The sequence below is a fragment of the Pseudomonas sp. NPDC087690 genome (assembly GCF_044743175.1).
Lineage (GTDB): Bacteria > Pseudomonadota > Gammaproteobacteria > Pseudomonadales > Pseudomonadaceae > Aquipseudomonas.
On record NZ_JBIUVX010000002.1, the window covers coordinates 679,465 to 695,770 of the forward strand.

The 16,306-nt window shown below is 60.0% G+C and carries 17 protein-coding genes; 7 read left to right on the forward strand and 10 right to left on the reverse strand.

Going from position 1 to position 16,306, the window contains the following annotated elements; genetic code table 11:
- Window positions 1-108: 108 nt before the first annotated feature.
- The gene (locus ACIPIZ_RS07240; RefSeq protein ID WP_401164747.1) at window positions 109-372 is read left to right on the forward strand and encodes a hypothetical protein; all 264 of its coding nucleotides are present in this window, start codon (window positions 109-111) and stop codon (window positions 370-372) included.
- 292 nt (window positions 373-664) lie between these two features.
- On the opposite strand, the gene ACIPIZ_RS07245 is transcribed toward ACIPIZ_RS07240, so the two are convergent.
- On the reverse strand, window positions 665-1,186 hold the full coding sequence (locus ACIPIZ_RS07245; protein ID WP_064387681.1) for a DUF4142 domain-containing protein: 522 nt from the start codon (window positions 1,184-1,186) through the stop codon (window positions 665-667).
- 204 nt (window positions 1,187-1,390) lie between these two features.
- On the opposite strand from ACIPIZ_RS07245, the gene ACIPIZ_RS07250 reads away from it, so the two are divergent.
- Window positions 1,391-1,633, forward strand: coding sequence for a DUF465 domain-containing protein (locus tag ACIPIZ_RS07250; protein ID WP_401164749.1), 243 nt, complete (start codon window positions 1,391-1,393; stop codon window positions 1,631-1,633).
- A 109-nt stretch (window positions 1,634-1,742) separates the two neighbouring features.
- The gene (locus ACIPIZ_RS07255; protein ID WP_007912545.1) at window positions 1,743-1,907 is read left to right on the forward strand and encodes a hypothetical protein; all 165 of its coding nucleotides are present in this window, start codon (window positions 1,743-1,745) and stop codon (window positions 1,905-1,907) included.
- Window positions 1,908-2,040: 133 nt separating this feature from the next.
- Here ACIPIZ_RS07255 and ACIPIZ_RS07260 read toward each other — a convergent pair whose 3' ends face one another.
- The 3 genes from ACIPIZ_RS07260 to ACIPIZ_RS07270 form a co-directional block, all read right to left on the reverse strand.
- On the reverse strand, window positions 2,041-3,117 hold the full coding sequence (locus ACIPIZ_RS07260) for an SMP-30/gluconolactonase/LRE family protein (protein WP_401164751.1): 1,077 nt from the start codon (window positions 3,115-3,117) through the stop codon (window positions 2,041-2,043).
- Window positions 3,114-4,259 (reverse strand): SRPBCC family protein, encoded by a 1,146-nt coding sequence (locus ACIPIZ_RS07265; RefSeq protein WP_064387678.1) that lies wholly within the window; start codon window positions 4,257-4,259, stop codon window positions 3,114-3,116. Before ACIPIZ_RS07265 ends, ACIPIZ_RS07260 begins: the two co-directional genes overlap by 4 nt.
- 112 nt (window positions 4,260-4,371) lie before the next feature.
- A complete protein-coding gene (locus tag ACIPIZ_RS07270; protein ID WP_253484319.1) occupies window positions 4,372-5,235 on the reverse strand; it encodes a LysR family transcriptional regulator in 864 nt (287 codons plus the stop codon).
- 178 nt (window positions 5,236-5,413) lie between these two features.
- On the opposite strand from ACIPIZ_RS07270, the gene ACIPIZ_RS07275 reads away from it, so the two are divergent.
- Window positions 5,414-7,402 carry a U32 family peptidase gene (locus ACIPIZ_RS07275; RefSeq protein ID WP_105708894.1) on the forward strand — a complete coding sequence of 663 codons (1,989 nt, stop codon included), beginning with the start codon at window positions 5,414-5,416 and terminating at the stop codon, window positions 7,400-7,402.
- A 77-nt stretch (window positions 7,403-7,479) separates the two neighbouring features.
- Here ACIPIZ_RS07275 and phnE read toward each other — a convergent pair whose 3' ends face one another.
- From phnE to ACIPIZ_RS07295, 4 genes are read right to left on the reverse strand one after another with little or no spacing between them, the layout of a single operon-like run.
- The gene (gene phnE / locus ACIPIZ_RS07280; RefSeq protein ID WP_105708893.1) at window positions 7,480-8,247 is read right to left on the reverse strand and encodes a phosphonate ABC transporter, permease protein PhnE; all 768 of its coding nucleotides are present in this window, start codon (window positions 8,245-8,247) and stop codon (window positions 7,480-7,482) included.
- Window positions 8,244-9,071 (reverse strand): ABC transporter permease, encoded by an 828-nt coding sequence (locus ACIPIZ_RS07285; RefSeq protein WP_105708892.1) that lies wholly within the window; start codon window positions 9,069-9,071, stop codon window positions 8,244-8,246. Before ACIPIZ_RS07285 ends, phnE begins: the two co-directional genes overlap by 4 nt.
- Window positions 9,065-9,862, reverse strand: a complete 798-nt coding sequence (locus ACIPIZ_RS07290) for a phosphonate ABC transporter ATP-binding protein (RefSeq protein ID WP_064388583.1) — start codon at window positions 9,860-9,862, stop codon at window positions 9,065-9,067. Before ACIPIZ_RS07290 ends, ACIPIZ_RS07285 begins: the two co-directional genes overlap by 7 nt.
- On the reverse strand, window positions 9,859-10,722 hold the full coding sequence (locus ACIPIZ_RS07295) for a putative selenate ABC transporter substrate-binding protein (protein ID WP_401164753.1): 864 nt from the start codon (window positions 10,720-10,722) through the stop codon (window positions 9,859-9,861). The genes ACIPIZ_RS07290 and ACIPIZ_RS07295 overlap by 4 nt, the downstream gene beginning before the upstream one ends.
- Before the next feature lie 352 nt (window positions 10,723-11,074).
- Between ACIPIZ_RS07295 and ACIPIZ_RS07300 the strand changes: the two genes are divergently transcribed.
- Complete coding sequence (locus tag ACIPIZ_RS07300; RefSeq protein ID WP_401164755.1) at window positions 11,075-12,631, forward strand: diguanylate cyclase; 1,557 nt, start codon at window positions 11,075-11,077, stop codon at window positions 12,629-12,631.
- A 17-nt stretch (window positions 12,632-12,648) separates the two neighbouring features.
- On the opposite strand, the gene ACIPIZ_RS07305 is transcribed toward ACIPIZ_RS07300, so the two are convergent.
- Window positions 12,649-13,050, reverse strand: a complete 402-nt coding sequence (locus tag ACIPIZ_RS07305) for a RidA family protein (protein ID WP_401164757.1) — start codon at window positions 13,048-13,050, stop codon at window positions 12,649-12,651.
- Between the two features lie 116 nt (window positions 13,051-13,166).
- Here ACIPIZ_RS07305 and ACIPIZ_RS07310 point away from each other — a divergent pair, with 116 nt between their 5' ends.
- Together ACIPIZ_RS07310 and ACIPIZ_RS07315 are read left to right on the forward strand one after the other, a co-directional pair.
- The gene (locus ACIPIZ_RS07310; RefSeq protein ID WP_064388578.1) at window positions 13,167-14,063 is read left to right on the forward strand and encodes a LysR family transcriptional regulator; all 897 of its coding nucleotides are present in this window, start codon (window positions 13,167-13,169) and stop codon (window positions 14,061-14,063) included.
- 122 nt (window positions 14,064-14,185) lie between these two features.
- Window positions 14,186-15,346: a radical SAM/SPASM domain-containing protein gene (locus tag ACIPIZ_RS07315; RefSeq protein ID WP_064388577.1), complete on the forward strand. Its 1,161-nt coding sequence runs from the start codon at window positions 14,186-14,188 to the stop codon at window positions 15,344-15,346.
- On the opposite strand, the gene ACIPIZ_RS07320 is transcribed toward ACIPIZ_RS07315, so the two are convergent.
- Window positions 15,295-16,203, reverse strand: coding sequence for a LysR substrate-binding domain-containing protein (locus tag ACIPIZ_RS07320; RefSeq protein WP_064388575.1), 909 nt, complete (start codon window positions 16,201-16,203; stop codon window positions 15,295-15,297). The genes ACIPIZ_RS07315 and ACIPIZ_RS07320 overlap by 52 nt on opposite strands.
- Between the last annotated feature and the right edge of the window lie 103 nt (window positions 16,204-16,306).

Genomic DNA, 16,306 nt, shown 5'->3' on the forward strand with positions numbered 1-16,306 from the left:
GTCGGCGTGGCCGCAAGCGGCGATGTTTTGAACGATGGCGCGGGTCAGGCTTCGAATCTTTAACACCCGGCGGATGTGTGTCGGGGGTGTTTGACCAACGAGGTGGCCATGAACGAGCAAACGAAGCAGAGCCAATCTGGCGAACCAATCAATCGCAATGATCCGGCTATCGACCCGCAGGTACCGGGGCAGCCGGCGCCGACGCAGCATCAGGGCGAAAAAGAGCTGGCGCAGAGTGCCGACCCGGCGGTGGATCAGAAAAACCAGCACACGGACAACGACAATGAGTTCAGTCCGGGCTTCGAACCGCAGCCGGATCGGGCTAAGCCGGGGGAGGAGACGGATGCCGATATTGATACCGATGGGGGTTGATGTTCGGCGGATATGACAAGGCCGCATCCAGTGGGTGCGGCCTTTTTTTTGCTTGAGTCTAGTGGTGTGGCTGAGATCGATCCCCCTCACCCCAACCCTCTCCCCCAAGGGGGCGAGGGGGAAGGGAGCCGATCTCGGTGCTTTTCAAAAGCTGAGTTCAACTCGAGATTTCAGGTCGGCGGCTGTTCATACCTGAGTTCGACTCAATACTTTCAAGTCGGCGTAGCTCGACCATCCAACACAGTAGGCTCCCTCTCCTTTTGGGAGAGGGCTGGGGTGAGGGTAAGGCTGTTTACTTGCTCGGATGCTTGGCTTGCAGCTCTTTGGCAGCCGCGAGGTGTTTTTCCAGCCCCGGCAGCATTTTCTGGGCAAAGGCCTTCAATTCCGTAGCGCCTTTGACCTTGTCATCGGTCACGGTATTGGCTTGTTTCTTGAACAGCTCGATGGTCTCTTCATGCGCCTTAACCTGATTATTGGCGTAAGCGGCGTCGAAGGATTCATCGCGCAGGTCGAGGATTTTTTCCTTGGCCTGTTTGACCAGAGTCGTGGTATCCGGGACTTCGATGTCATTGGCCTTGGCAATGGTCGCCAGTTCATCGTTGGCTTTGCCGTGATCGGTGATCATCATGTTGGCGAACGCCTTGATGTCCGCCGATTGGCTTTTTTCCAGGGCCAGACGGCTGGTTTCGATTTCGGCGATGCCACCGGCTGCGGCGTTATCGACGAAGTCATTGTCCGTGGCGGCGAAAGCACTGCCCATGCCACTGCTCAGGGCGACAGCCAAAACGAGATGACGCAGGTTGAATCCGTCCATTGGTGTATCTCCACGCAAGTTGTTGTCGGTGTTATCCAATGGAGGCAACGCTGCAGACAAAGGTTTTATCGCATTTGCGACAGGGCGACGAACGGCCACCGCTGGTCTGACAGGTGGTCGACAGAACGGCTCAACCAAGGCCATTCTGATAACGGGCCAGCGCATCGGTCGCGCTGGCTGCCGATCAACTGACGGAGGTGTTCCATGCCGGTTCCCCATGACCTGTTTCAGGACTTGAGTTGCACGAAGGAAGAGATCCAGCAAGAACGCACCCAGGATCCACGACTGGATTCACTGATCAACAAGTATTCCCAAGCCGACGCCGACGTGGTCAAGGCCGAAACGGCCACCTCGGATGCTCCCACCGACGATGCATTAAAAAAACTCAAAGAGAAGCGCCTTAAGGTGAAAGACGAAATCGTCAGCCATTTACAGGCCCCGTCCTGACTCTCCATTGATCCGCCGACCTGCGGTTGCGGATTGACGGGAACGACAGCCACGACCGGCACCTCGAATGTACAGAGTCTTCAATCCCCGACTCTTTGCGAGGTGCCTTATGAACGATCCGAAATTCCCCAGTGAAGAGCAGGGCGCATTCGACCCGGTTCCTACCCATCCCGAACCCAACAGCCCGGCGCATACCACCGCTAACCCCGAAGAGCCGGATGAGGATTTGCCTGAAGACGAAGATCCGGACAAGTTCGACAAATCGAGTAACTGACAGACCGTCATCGCTGGCAAGCCAGCTCCCACAGTGAATTGTGTTGACCACAAATGCTGTGGTCAGCAGAGAACCCTGTGGGAGCTGGCTTGCCAGCGATGGCGTCAGTCCGCTCGATACAGATCCAGCAGATTCACTTCAGCGCCGCATCCAACGGCATCCGCGCCATATGCATCGCCTTCAACGAGCCAAAATACAACCACGGCCCATACTCGCGCACCGTGGTAATCGGCGAATAATTGCCGTTGCTGGCATCCTGCAGATTGGCGATCACCTTGCCCTCCAGATCCAGCCCCAGGACAAACCCGCGCTTCTCCACCGGCTTAGGCAAAACTGTCAACGCCCGCACAATCATCTTGCGTACGAAGGGGTGCCCGGCGGTGCCATCGAGCAAGGCATTGCGCGGCGCATACAACGCCACCCAAAAGCGGTTGCTGCCATTGAACGCGAGGTTGTCCGGCAGCCCCGGCAGGTTGTCGATGAACAAATCTTGGGTGCCGGCTTTCGGCCCGGTCAGCCAGTAACGGCTGATACGATAGGCGCCGGTTTCATTGACCAGTACATAGGCGTCATCCGGACCGAGGGTCACGCCGTTGGCGAATTCCAGCTTATCCAGCAACACGCTGGTTTTACCGCTCTGAAAGTCATAGCGCAGCAGGCGTCCGTCGCCGCCGTGCTCGATGATCGCTTCGCCGTCATGGCCATAGCCCCAACGACTGGAAGCGTCGCTGAAATAGGCGTAATGCCCGGACTTGTCGATGGCGACGTCATCGGTGAAGCCGAACGCCAGACCATTGGCCGCCGTGGTCAAAGGAATCAACTGACCTTGCGCATCAAGGGACAGCAATCCCTTGACCCCGTCGGCGATCACCAGCAAGCCGTTCGGATGTCGGGCCAAACCGAGCGGACGGCCACCGGTGTCGGCGAGTACTTTGCGTTGCTGGCCGTCGAGGCTGGTGCGCAGCAGTCGGCCGTCGTGCAGTCCGGTGATCAAGAAGTCACTTTCCAGCAGCAAGGCTTCCGGCCCCTCGATGTCGCTCGGCCCGACCTGAGCTGCGGCTTTGAGTTTCTGGTTCTCGGCGTAAATGCCTTCTTTGAGCGATGGCGCTGGCGGCGGCGTCCAGGCCACGGGTTCGACTCTGCTCGGCATCAACAATAAAAAACCGATGACGATGAGCACCAGCAGCAATAGCAGATGTCGCAGTTTCACGCGCTGGCCCTCGCCGATGACAGGTATTGCGCGGCCATGTCACGCAGCGCCAGCATCGACGCGGCAGATTCGCGCTCGATGCGGCGCTTGAGCAGCAAGTGATTGGCGATGCGCATGCCCAAGCCGTCGAAGCGATAATCCAGTGTGCGCACAAATCGCGTGCCGTTACCCTCGGCGCCGCATTCATAGGTCAGCAGCAACGACAAGCCATGATCGCCCTGCGCCCGCGCGCACCAGCGTCGGCCGGGCAGGTACTCAGTCACTTCCCAGCTCAAGTGGCCTTCACGGCCGCCGGCATGAATGTCCTCTTCAAAGCGCGCGCCGGCATGCAGCGGGCCGTGCGGGCCGTCGATCTTCAGCGACGACGGGTGCCACTCCGGCCAGCGCCCGACACTGGCGGCATAGGCGAGCACGGCAATCGGTTCCCCGGTGATATCGATCTGGTGCTGCATGCGGGTCATGGGCATTCTCGAATAGCTCAAAGGGGCGGGTTCCGGTTCCCAGTACAGGGTGCCGAACAGGTAGTCCATCAACGGCAGGACGATATTGAAATTGCGCTCCTGCATGCGCTCGCGGCGATGATGCAGTTCGTGCAGGCGCCGCATCTGGCGGATCCACGGCAGGCGCGTCACCGGGTTGTCCGGCGGCAGATGCTCGCAGGCATGAAACACTTCATAGGTCAGATAACCCAGGACCATGCAACCGCCAAACAGCCCGGCGACGTTGGCGTTGAATTGCGCGAACAACCACCATAACGGCAGGGTGATCAGCAATGTATGAACGACGATCAGCCATGCCGGAAACAGAATCACCCGCCAGTCGCGAGCGCTGTCGTAAGTCATGTGCCCGGGGGTGAAAAAACTGTGATGGTCGCCAGCGTGGCGGGCGTAGAACAGTTTGGCAAAAGCCTTTTTGTGGTGGCCGAGATGGCGGTGCACCGTGTACACGCCGAAGTTGAAGAACAACAGCGTCAGCGGCACCGTCAGCCATTCCAGCCCACTGACCTGTTGCACGCGGCTCCAGAAGGCGCCGATGGCCAATACCCCGAACAGCAGCACGAAAGCGCCGTGCAGCCATGGGTTGTAGAGCGGGTGAATGGCCGCACGGTAGCGGCTGCGAAATGCCTCGGTGGTCTGCCTCACTGCGCTCACCTGTCGGTATCGTTGTTATACCCGGCAGATTAGCCGATCCGGCCGTTTGTGCAGGCCGGACCTTGAGGTCACATGCGCCATGATCCGGTGTAAAGCGGCCGGTTCAGCTCAACGGGTTCCAGCGCTGCGACCAGTCGTCATCGGCCTTGATCACGTCGCGCAGCAGGTCAAAGGCCTGTTGCAGGATCGCCGAGTCACGATCGCGCGAATACACCAGGTAAGTCGGATAGCTGAATTCCGGGGCTTTGGTCACCGCTTCGAGTGCGCCGCTCTCCAGATAGGTACGCACGACGCGGGTGCGGAAATAGCCGCTGCCACCGTGTTCGAGAATGTATTGCAGCGCCAGCGGGCCGAGGTTGAAACTCAACGCGGCTTTGGCTTTTTCTGGCAGGGCGGCGTCGTGCTGACGGCGGAAATCCGGGCCCCAATCGATGTAGACGTAGGGGGCCGGGCGCTCGGGCGCACGTACCAGAATCAGTTTTTCCTCCAGCACTTGCTCCACCTGCAGTCCCGGCCAGTATTCCGGCTGATAGACCAGCGCCGCGTCGAGTACGCCGAGTTCGAGCTGGCGCAGGAGGTTTTCGCCGTCGCGGATTTCCATGCGCAGGGCATGCCCGGGGATTTTTTCGCGCAGTTCGGCGGCCCAACTGAGCATCAGCGGATTGCACAGGCTGACTTCGCCACCGATGTGCAGCACGTTGTGATAACCCTCGGGCAGCGGCAGATCCCGGCGCGCCGCTTCCCAGGTCTGCACCAGTTGATTGGCGTAGACCACGAAAGCCTCGCCATTGGGCGTCAGTTTCGCCCCGGCGCGATTGCGCACGAACAAGGTGCTGCCCAACTGGCTTTCGAGTTTCTGCACCCGGGCGGTGATCGCCGTTTGCGTGACGAAGAGCTTCTGCGCGGCGGCGGCGAGACTGCCGTGGCGGACGATTTCGAGGAAGGTGCGAGCGAGGTCGATGTCCATGGGCGGGCCAATGCAAAAGGTTCGCGCATTGTAAGTGCAGCCTCGACGGCGCGTCATCGTCGATAGCATGCGCAGGCCTTTGTCGCGCCGCCCCGGCCATCGGGCAGCCGAGGCGTGCCCGGTACGCGTTTCAGGGGTAGAATGCGCGCCTAACCGTGACAGCCTGACTAAAAAAACTATGTCCTTGCCCAAGCATCATCTGGAATTGCTCAGCCCTGCCCGCGATGTCGCCATCGCCCGTGAGGCGATTCTCCACGGCGCCGACGCCGTGTACATCGGCGGCCCGAGCTTCGGCGCGCGCCACAACGCCTGCAACGAAGTCGGTGAAATCGCCGAACTGGTAGAGTTCGCCCGCCGTTACCACGCGCGCATTTTCACCACCATCAACACCATCCTGCACGACAACGAACTGGAGCCGGCGCGCAAGCTGATCCATCAGTTGTACGACGCCGGTGTCGATGCGCTGATCGTGCAGGATCTGGGTGTGATGGAGCTGGACATTCCGCCGATCGAGCTACACGCCTCGACCCAGACTGACATCCGCACCCTTGAGCGAGCGAAATTCCTCGATCAGGCCGGTTTCTCGCAACTGGTGTTGGCCCGTGAGCTGAACCTGCAGGAAATCCGTGCGATTGCCGATGAAACCGATGCTGCCGTCGAGTTCTTCATCCATGGCGCGTTGTGCGTGGCCTTCTCCGGGCAGTGCAATATTTCCCACGCGCAGACCGGGCGCAGCGCCAACCGTGGCGACTGCTCGCAGGCCTGCCGTTTGCCGTACACCCTCAAAGATGAAAAGGGTGGCGTGATCGCTTACGAAAAACACCTGCTGTCGATGAAAGACAACAACCAGAGCGCCAACATCCGCGCGCTGGTTGAAGCCGGTGTGCGTTCGTTCAAGATCGAGGGTCGCTACAAGGACATGGGCTATGTGAAGAACATCACCGCCTATTACCGTCAGCGCCTCGACGACGTGCTCGAAGATCGCCCGGATCTGGCCCGCGCTTCCAGCGGCCGCACCGCGCACTTCTTCCTGCCTGACCCGGAAAAAACCTTCCACCGTGGCAGCACCGATTATTTCGTCACTGATCGCAAGATCGACATCGGCGCTTTCGACTCGCCGACCTTCACCGGTCTGCCGGTCGGCATCGTCGAGAAAGTCGCCAAGCGTGACATGCAAGTGGTGACCCACGAGCCGCTGTCCAACGGTGATGGCCTGAACGTATTGGTCAAGCGCGAAGTGGTCGGTTTCCGCGCCAACATCGCCGAAGCCAAAGGCGAGTTCGAGGAAGACGGCGAGAAGCGCTACCGCTATCGCGTCGAGCCTAACGAAATGCCCGAAGGCTTGTACAAGCTGCGACCGAATCACCCGTTGAACCGCAACCTCGACCACAACTGGCAACAGGCGCTGCAAAAGACTTCTTCAGAGCGTCGCGTGGCCCTGAGCTGGGTTGCGCGTCTGCGTGAACAACAGCTGGAAGTGACCGCCACCAGCGAGGAAGGCATCAGTGCCAGCGTCACCCTCAACGGTCCGTTCGGTGTGGCCAACAAGCCTGAGCAGGCGCTGGAACAGTTGCGCGATCTGCTCGGCCAGCTCGGCACCACGCAGTACCACGCCACCGACATCAAGCTGGATGCGCCAGAGGCGTTCTTCATCCCCAACTCGCAGCTCAAAGCCCTGCGCCGTGAAGTGATCGAGAACCTCACCGCCGCCCGTGTCGCTGCGCACCCGCGTGGCCACCGCAAAGCTGAAACCAGCCCGCCACCGGTGTACCCGGATTCGCACCTGACCTTCCTCGCCAACGTCTATAACCAGAAAGCGCGCGACTTCTACCACCGTCACGGCGTGAAGCTGATCGACGCGGCGTACGAAGCTCACGAAGAGGCGGGTGAAGTGCCGGTGATGATCACCAAGCACTGCCTGCGTTTCTCCTTCAACCTGTGCCCGAAACAGGCCAAAGGCGTGACCGGCGTGCGCACCAAGGTCGCGCCGATGCAGTTGATCCACGGCGATGAAGTACTGACACTGAAATTCGACTGCAAACCGTGCGAGATGCACATCATCGGCAAAATGAAGGGCCACATTCTCAATCTGCCGCAACCGGGCAGCGTGGTCGGCCACATCAGCCCTGAAGACCTGATGAAAACCATCCCGCGCGCACCGCACTAAGCGACTGGCAGGCGCGTTGCTGCGGCATCGCGCCTGCCGACGTGCAGCGGGCCGCAGGACTGCCCGAGGCGCGCTGTTTACGCCTTGACCCAGCGCTGCCGGCTCCAGGCGCTCAACGAATCCACTGCCAACACCAGCAACAGCATTGCCAGGATTACCGTGCTGGCTTGCGCCTCCTGAAACAGGCTGAGGCTCACGTAGAGCATCTGGCCCAGTCCGCCTGCACCGACAAAACCCAGTACGCTGGCCATGCGGATGTTGTTTTCCCAGCGGTAAAGAATGTAGGCGAGCAGTTGTGGCGTAAGGTTCGGCAAGGTGCCGTAACAGAACGCCAGAAGCGGATTGCCGCCTTGCAAGCGGATCGCTTCGGCAGGTTGCGGCGGGGTGTTTTCCAGGGCTTCGGCAAACAGGCGGCCGAGCACGCCCGTGGTGTGCAGGGCGAGGGCGAGGGTGCCGGCGTTCGGCCCAAGCCCGGCAGCGAGCACCATCAGTGCCGCCCAGACCAGTTCCGGAATCGCCCGCAAACCGTTGAGCAACAGCCGCGAAACACTTTGTAGCGGCCAGCCGAAACGCCCGGCGGCGGGCAGGGCGAGGATGATTCCCAGCATCGCCGCGAGCAGGGTGCCGAGGGCCGACATGGCGAGGGTTTCCATCGAGCCGTGAACAATGGCTCGCAGGTAAGCGGTGCTCAAGTCCGGACTGAGAAAGCGCTGCACGTAAGCGCCCATCTGCTTCAGGCTGCTGGCGCTGCCGAGCTCAGCGAGATCCAGGCCCAGATAGCTGAACGAGGCAAAGACCGCCGCGACGATAGCGGTGATCAGCAGCAGATTGATCAGGCGGTTCATGCCAGCCTCCAGCGCAACAAACGGCTGAATTGGTCGGCGGCCAGCACCAGTATCAGGAAGGTCAGCAGCATGCTGGCGACTTCTCCGCCGGCAAACATGCGGATCGACAGATCGATCTGCTGACCGAGCCCGCCGGCACCGACAAAACCCATCACCACTGACGCGCGGATCGCGCATTCCCAGCGATAGACCGTGTACGAGAGCAGTTCCGCCGCGACATTGGGCATGACGCCATAGGCAAAACTCGCCAGCCGGCCGCTGCCCGATTGCAGCAAGGCGTGGGCCGGGCGCTGATCGGTGGATTCGAAAATCTCCGCGTAGACCTTGCCGAGCATGCCGCTGTAGGTGATGGCGATGGCCAGCACGCCCGCCGCCGGCCCCAGACCGACCGCGCGGACAAACAACAGTGCCCAGACGATTTCCGGCACGCTACGCAGAAAGATCAGCAAGGCGCGAATCGGCCAGCGTAACAACCGGCCCATGGCGCTCGGCACGCCACCGCGCGAGGCGGCGGACAACGACAGTGCACGACTCGCCAGCAACCCGGCCGGCACCGCCAGCAGCAGCGCCAGGGCCATGCCGGCGGTGGCGATGGCGAGGGTTTGCAACGTGGCTTTGAGCAACAGCTGCAAGAACGCTTGATCGTGCGCGGGCGGCCAGAAGGCCGAAACGAAACGACCCATTTCGCTGCGGCTGTCATCTTGCAGCAGCACGCCCAGATCCAGTTCGCTGAGCTGGATACCCGGCCACAGCAACGCAATCGCCAGGACGCTCAGCAGCAGTCGCGGCCATGCCGCAGGATCGCGTGAATCGGCGCTCAGCATCGTGGAATCTGCACAGTCAGCGGTGCGACTGCAGCGGCCGGCGATTGCAGTTTTTCGTTGGCGTACAAGGCGTCGAGCATTTCCTCACTGACTTGCCCGGAAGGGCTGTCGAACAGGATCTGGCCGTCGCGCAAACCGATCACCCGCGCAAAGTGCGACAGCGCCAGGTCAACTGCATGCAGGCTCGCCACCAACGTGACGTTGTGCTCGCGGGCATGCCGCGACAGGATCGACAGGGTGTGCCCGGCCATCACCGGGTCCATCGCTGACACCGGTTCATCGGCAAGCAGAATTTGCGGTGCCTGGTACAACACCCGGGCGATGCCGACGCGCTGCAATTGGCCGCCGGACAGTTGCTGGCAATGAGCGAACAGTTTGTCGCCCAGATCGAGCCGTGCCAAAACGGCGCGAGCACCGCCCACGTCCAGTGGATGCAACAGGTTGAGCAGGCTTTTGCCCAGGCTCCATTGCCCGAGTTTGCCAGCCAGCACAGCGGTTACCACGCGTTGGCGCGGCGGTAGCGGCGGCGCCTGATGCACCAGGCCGATGCGCGCGCGCAGGCGTTGGCGCTGGCGGGCGGACAAGTGCCAGGCGCGTTCGCCAAGCACTTCGATCTCACCGCTGCTGGGCCGCAGCGCGGTGGCCAGCAGGTTTAGCAAACTCGATTTGCCGGCGCCGGACGGGCCGATGATGGCGACCTGTTCGCCCGCGCCAATCTGCAGGTCGACGCCGCGCAGTGCGTCGACGCCATTGGCGTGGCGCAGGCTGCCCTGTTTGAGGCTCAGGGTCATTTCAGCAGTTCGGCGGCGCGGGCGGCTTCCTCGATGCCCTTGTAGTTCTCAGGCTTGGTGTCGATGAAACGGCTGGCGGCCTGCAGATCAAGAATCTTCTTCTGTTCAGGGTTGGCCGGGTCCAGATCCAGGAAGGCTTTCTTGATTTTCGCCGCCACTGCCGGATCAAGGGTGCCGCGCACGGTCCAGTTGTAATCGAAGTAAGTCGGCGTCGTGGCGAAGACCTTGACCTTGTTGGTGTCGACCTTGCCGGCATCCACCAGCTTCTGCCAGACACTGGCGTTCAGCACACCTGCATCCACCTTGCCGGCCTGCACCCAGGCCACGGTGGCATCATGCGCGCCGGAGTAGGCGACACGGCTGAAATACGCTTCAGGCTTGATGTTGTCGTTTTTCAGCATGAAGTAACGCGGCATCAGGCTGCCGGAGGTTGACGATACCGAGCCGAACGCGAAGGTCTTGCCCTTGAGGTCAGCGAGGCTGTGTACATTCGGGTCGGCAGTGATGAATTTGCTGGTGAACTGCGCATCCTGTTCACGCTGCACCAAAGGTATCACCGGAGTCGTTGCATCGGTTTTCAGACGCGCCTGCACAAAGGTGAAACCGCCCAGCCAGGCCATGTCGAGACGGTCGGTCGCGAGGGCTTCAACCACGGCCGGGTAGTCGGCCACCGGCACGAACTGCACCTTCATGCCCAGTTGCTGCTCCAGATACGCGCCCAGCGGTTCGAATTTGCGCAACAGTTCGGTCGGGGCTTCATCGGGAATTGCGCTGACGCGCAGCACCTCGGCGGCTTGTGCCACCAGCGCGGAAAAGGACAGGGCCAGGCCGGCGGTCAGTGCCAGGGTTTGTTTGAGCATGGGAATCTCCGTTTCAGGGGCGTCGGTAGAGCTGAAATTACGAGGTGAGGCGCAAACTCAGGGTAGACGAATCGGCGAGGGTTATACGGACTCATACGCGCAAAGGCCAGCGCCATCTAGAAGAGGGCGGCGCGATTATGGGGGGGCAGCTTTTAACGAGCTCAAAGAAACTGTTACCACGATATTCCGTGCTGTGACAAAGGCAAGGTCTCTGCCTATTCTCCATGACACTCTCAACGTGGCAGCAACTGCTCACTGCGTCCCGCCCACCACCAGAAGTTTCGTTCATGGATCAAGCGTTACTCACATCATTAATTGTCCAGAAGTGGAAATCCGCGCTACGGGTGACGGGATGAAGCGTTCCCGGCCGATGCCGATCGATCTGCGCGGACTGATACTGCTGTTTGTGCTGTTATCGGTCGTGGCGACCCTGTGCAACAGCCTTTACGTCGCCTATCGCGTGCAGCGCGAGGCGCTGATTCACTCGACGCTGGAGGCTAACGGTGCCTACGCGGCGAAAGTCGCGTCCAGCATCGCCGAGTTTCTGGGGGCGGCGCACAATCGTTTGAGTTACAGCGCGACTGTGCTGGCCGAACATTGGGAGGAACCAGAGGTGTTGCGCAGGGAAGCCATGCGCTTGCAGGCACAGGATACCGACTTCAACTCGGTGGCGATCCTGGATGCCAGCGGTCAAGTCCTTCAGGCGTATCCGCAAAGCCTTCAGATTGTCGGCGCCACGCTGCAATCGCAGGGTATCCAACAAGCCCTCAAGGAGCGCCGGCCTCTGGTCAGTGAGGTGTATGTTTCCTCGGCAGGCAATCTGGTGGTGTTCGTTTCGCAACCGGTATTCAGCCCCTCAGGCACATTTCTCGGGATCGTCGGCGGCTCTGTCTATTTGCTTGAGCAAAGCGCGTTTCACACCATTATCAGTCGCCACTTTCATCACGATGGCACGTTCGCTTTCGTGGCCGATGGCAACCGGCGGCTGTTGTATCACCCGGACCCGAAGCGGATCGGCGAAGTCCTGGGCTGGAGCCTTACGGTAGATGCAGCTTTGCGCGGTGAGAGCGGGACCCTGCAAGGTGACAACTACAAAGGTGTGCCGATGCTCGCCGGGTATGCCCGGGTGCCAGCAGCCAATTGGGCGGTGGTGGTGCAGCGACCTCGCGAGCGCAGCCTTGCCCCGCTGGGACAACTGATGCGCGACATGGTCGTCGGGATGATTCCAGCGGGTCTGTTCGGCCTTGCGCTGATCCTCGTTGGAGCGATGCTGATCGCTCGGCCACTTCGGCAGCTGTCGGCGGTCGCCGACCAGTTGGCAGCACCTGACACCACGCAGCGGTTGGATCGGGTGCATGCCTGGTATCGCGACGCTGCCGCGATCCGCCAGGCGATGCTGGCGGGTGTGCAGTTGCTGCAACAGAAACTCGGTCAGCTTAGCCATGAAGCACAAAGTGATCCCCTCACGGGCCTGGCCAATCGGCGCGCCATGGCTGCCTCTTTGGAGCTGCTGGATCAGACCGGGCAGGGGTATGCGGTGCTGGCGCTGGACATAGATCATTTCAAACGCGTCAACGATACCTTTGGACATGACGCTGGCGACGTTGCCTTGAAAAGCGTTGCCGACATCCTCAAACAGAACTCGCGTTCGGGCGATCTTGCGTGCCGTTGCGGTGGCGAAGAGTTCGCGCTGATTCTTCCTGACGCCTCTCTGGAGACCGCGCGAATGATCGCACAGAGAATCCGCGCGCACCTCGAGGAAACCGAGGTGCCGCAGGTGGGAAGGTTGACGATGTCCATCGGTGTGGCGTGTCGCGATGCGGACGCTGCGACAGCGGCAAGCGTCTTGAAACTCGCGGACGAGCGGCTCTATGCCGCCAAACAGAGCGGGCGCAACAGGGTGGTATGAATGGCCGAATGGCTCTGTCAGCTCGCGTCGGGTAACTTCGCAATCACCTTGATCTCGAAATCGAACCCATACAGCCAGGTCACGCCTACCGCCGTTACCGTCGGGTGCGGTGCCTCGCCCCAGAACTCGGTCAGAACGACATCCCAGATCGTCTCGAATTTCGCTGGCGGGTCAACGATGAATACGGTGACATCGATCACGTCAGCGAAGCTGCCACCGGCCTCTTCGAGGATTGCGTTGAGGTTAGTGAAAGCCTGGCGCACCTGGTTTTTCAAGTCCGGCTCTGGCGTGCCGTCCTCGGTGCTGCCGACTTGTCCGGAGACGAACAGAAAGCCGTTGGAACGAATGGCCGGCGAGTAACGATGGCGTTCATACAGGGTGCGGCGTGCGGGTGGAAATACAACATCGCGCTGAGTCATGGAAGTGGCTCCTTCGTTTGAGTGGATGGAGCCACTGTAGGTATTTGCAGGCGGGCGATAAACGCGCAAGCTTGGCGTTCACTGTTTGTGATTCTCAAACAATCGAGGCGCGATCATTGGACCGATTTGATGCAATGCAAGCGTTTGTGCGGGTGGTCGAGGCCGGGAGTTTCACCAAAGCGGCAGAAACCCTGCACATGAGCAAAACCACCGTGACTCAGTTGGTGCAGCAGTTGGAGGCGCGGTTGCGAGTGAAGTTGCTCAATCGCACGACACGCAAGGTCAACGTCACCGCCGATGGCGCCGCTTACTACGAGCGTGTGATCAAGTTGCTGGCCGACATGGAAGACGCCGAAAGCAGTCTGCCCGGTGCGGCGCCGCTCCCCAAGGGGCGGCTGCGTGTGGATGTGCCCAGCCCGTTTGCGCGGTTGATCCTGATTCCTGCGCTGCCGGAGTTTCACGCACGATATCCGGATATCCAGATCGACCTGGGCGTCAGCGACCGCATCGTCGACATCATCGATGAGAACGTTGATTGCGTGGTGCGTGGTGGTGAACTCATGGATCTGTCGCTGATGGCCCGCAAGGTCGCCGATCTGCAGTTGGGTGTGTTTGCCGCGCCGCAATACCTGGCTCGGGCCGGGACGCCTGGGCATCCACAGGAACTGGAAGATTCCCATCATCGGGTGGTCGGCTTCCTCTGGGCGCGCACCGGCAAACCGCTGCCGTATGCCTTGCACAACGCCAGCGAAAAGCTGCAAATCAAAGGGCGTCACGTGCTTGCGGTCGATGATGGCAATGCTTACCTCGCGGCGGGCCTGGCAGGCATGGGTGTGTTGTGGCTGCCCACTTACATGTCCGATGCCCATGTGGCTCGCGGCGAACTGGTGCCGCTGTTCCAAGACTGGCGGCTCGACCCTATGCCGCTTTATCTGGCGTATCCACCGAACCGGCATGTCAGCCTGAAGTTGCGAGTGTTTATCGATTGGGTTGTGGCGTTGATGGCGCCTTAGAAAAGTGGTGCGTTTATTGCTAGCTTGCGCAGTAATGCCGTCAAAAAACCAACTCGATCGGCGACTTGAAAGCGTGCAGTGATGAGATGCATGACTTTCGAACTCTGGAGCTTCCCCTCGCAATGAATATGTACATCGATATTGTCGGCGCCTGTAACCTGAGCTGCCCCTCTTGCCCAATGGGCAACTCGGAAAACCTCAACTTCAAAAAAGCCATGCAGATCGACATGTTCAAACAGATCGTCGAAAAGGCCCGCACAGAAGGGGTCAAGTCGATTTATCTGTACAACTGGACCGAGCCTCTGGTTCATCCAAAAATTGGCGAATTCATCGAGATCATCAATGCCGCCGGGATGGGCAGCGGTATCAGTACCAACCTCAATCTCGCCAAGAACATGGAAAAGGCTTTGTTGGCCGAACCGGGTTACTTCCGTATTTCGCTGTCAGGCTTTTACCAGGACACCTACGTAAAGGGTCATGTAGGCGGTGATATCGAAGTTGTAAAACAGAACATGATTGCGCTGCACGAGATCAAGCAGCGATTGGGTTTGAGTACCCGTGTCGATGTCTACTATCACCGCTACCTCGATAACATCGAAGAGGAAGCGTTGATGCGTGAGTTCAGCGAGCGCCTCGGCTTCAAGTTCACCACCGGTTATTCGGTGATGATGCCGTTGGAGAAAACGCTGGCCATTATCGAGCGCGATCCTTCTGTCACCGATACCGACTATGAAACCCTGAAAAGACTGGCGCTGCCGCCCTACGACGATATTGTCAATGTTGCCCGGCAGTACCCTCAGCAAGATTGCCTGCTCAAGGATGACTGGCTGGTGATCGACTGCAATGGCAACACGATCCTGTGCTGCACGATCTTCAATCAGAACGAATATCAGGTCGGCAAGTACCTCGACATGCCGGTTGCGGAACTGATGCAGCGCAAGAACACGCAGAAAAACTGTGTCGACATGTGCAGCCGCTGCGCCAAGAAGGGCATGCATATCTACTCGATGTTCCCCAACCAAGGGGTGTTGGAGCAACATGCGGTCAATCGCATCATTGACTTCGAGAACCTCAGCAGCATGGGCCTTGCCGTGGACAGCGAGTTGCTCGGGCGTGCGGGCGAGGTCAGTGCCGAAAACTTTGACGAGGCGCAGTATTTCCGATTGAACGAGGATGTCAGGCGCGCAGTGTCCACCGGTGAATTCTCAAGTGGCTATCAGCACTATGTGCTTCACGGTCGACTGGAAGGCAGATTGGGCGCCGGTGCCTTTTCGGTGGTTTGATCAACACTCAAATGGGTTGATAGCCAGGCGATAAAGCTTTTCGCCAGCGGATCATGCTCACTGTCGCGATGCGTCAGCAACGCCCAGTTCGGTCCGCGAATGGTGTCCTCCACCAGCGCTTGCAACACGCCGTCAGCCTGCGCCTGACGGCTGAGCAATTGACTGACCAGGGCAATGCCAAGCCCTGCACAGGCGGCGTCGAGCAGCAACCCGGGATCGGAGAAATTCAATCCCTGATCCTGCTGGCCGACGTCGATTCCGGCCTCGACCGCCCAATGACTCCAGTCCATTTCCCGCTCACCATGCAATGTGGTGCGCCGAGATGCGGGTTGGGACAACAGGCTTGGATGGCCGGCGGGATAGAGGCGATCGGCATGCAGCACTTTGAAGCTGCATTCGGCTTGGGCGCTGATGTCGTCACGCACGGCGATGTCGATGGTTTGCGTGGCCATGTCCGGCACCTCATCGGTGCTGTAGATCCATAGATCAACTTCCGGATGTTGCGCACGAAAGTCCGCCAATCGTGGCAGCAACCAGTGCCGGGCAAACGCCGGCGTGGTGTTGAGCACCAGTTGATTGGGCTTCTGATACTGGCCCAGACGCCGAATCCCCACCGCCAATTGCTGAAGCATCGCTTGCGTGGTGCTGAGCAAATCGTGGCCGGCATCGGTCAATGCAACGCTGCGTCCGCTGCGGAAAAACAGCGGCTGTTCCAGGTACGCCTCAAGGCTGCGGATCTGCTGGCTGATCGCCGACTGAGTGAGGTTCAACTCCTCGGCTGCCTTGTGAAAACTGCCGAGCCGGGCGGCGGCTTCAAAGCCGCGCAGGGAACTGAGTGGCGGCCAGTGTTTAAGCATATCGATAAGCTCCTCTAATCAGTTATCCGCTAAATCCATCGTTTGTTTGCCTGTTTGCGCGTCCGTAGCATTGGCGGCGTGAACACATTGGCTTAACTAACGA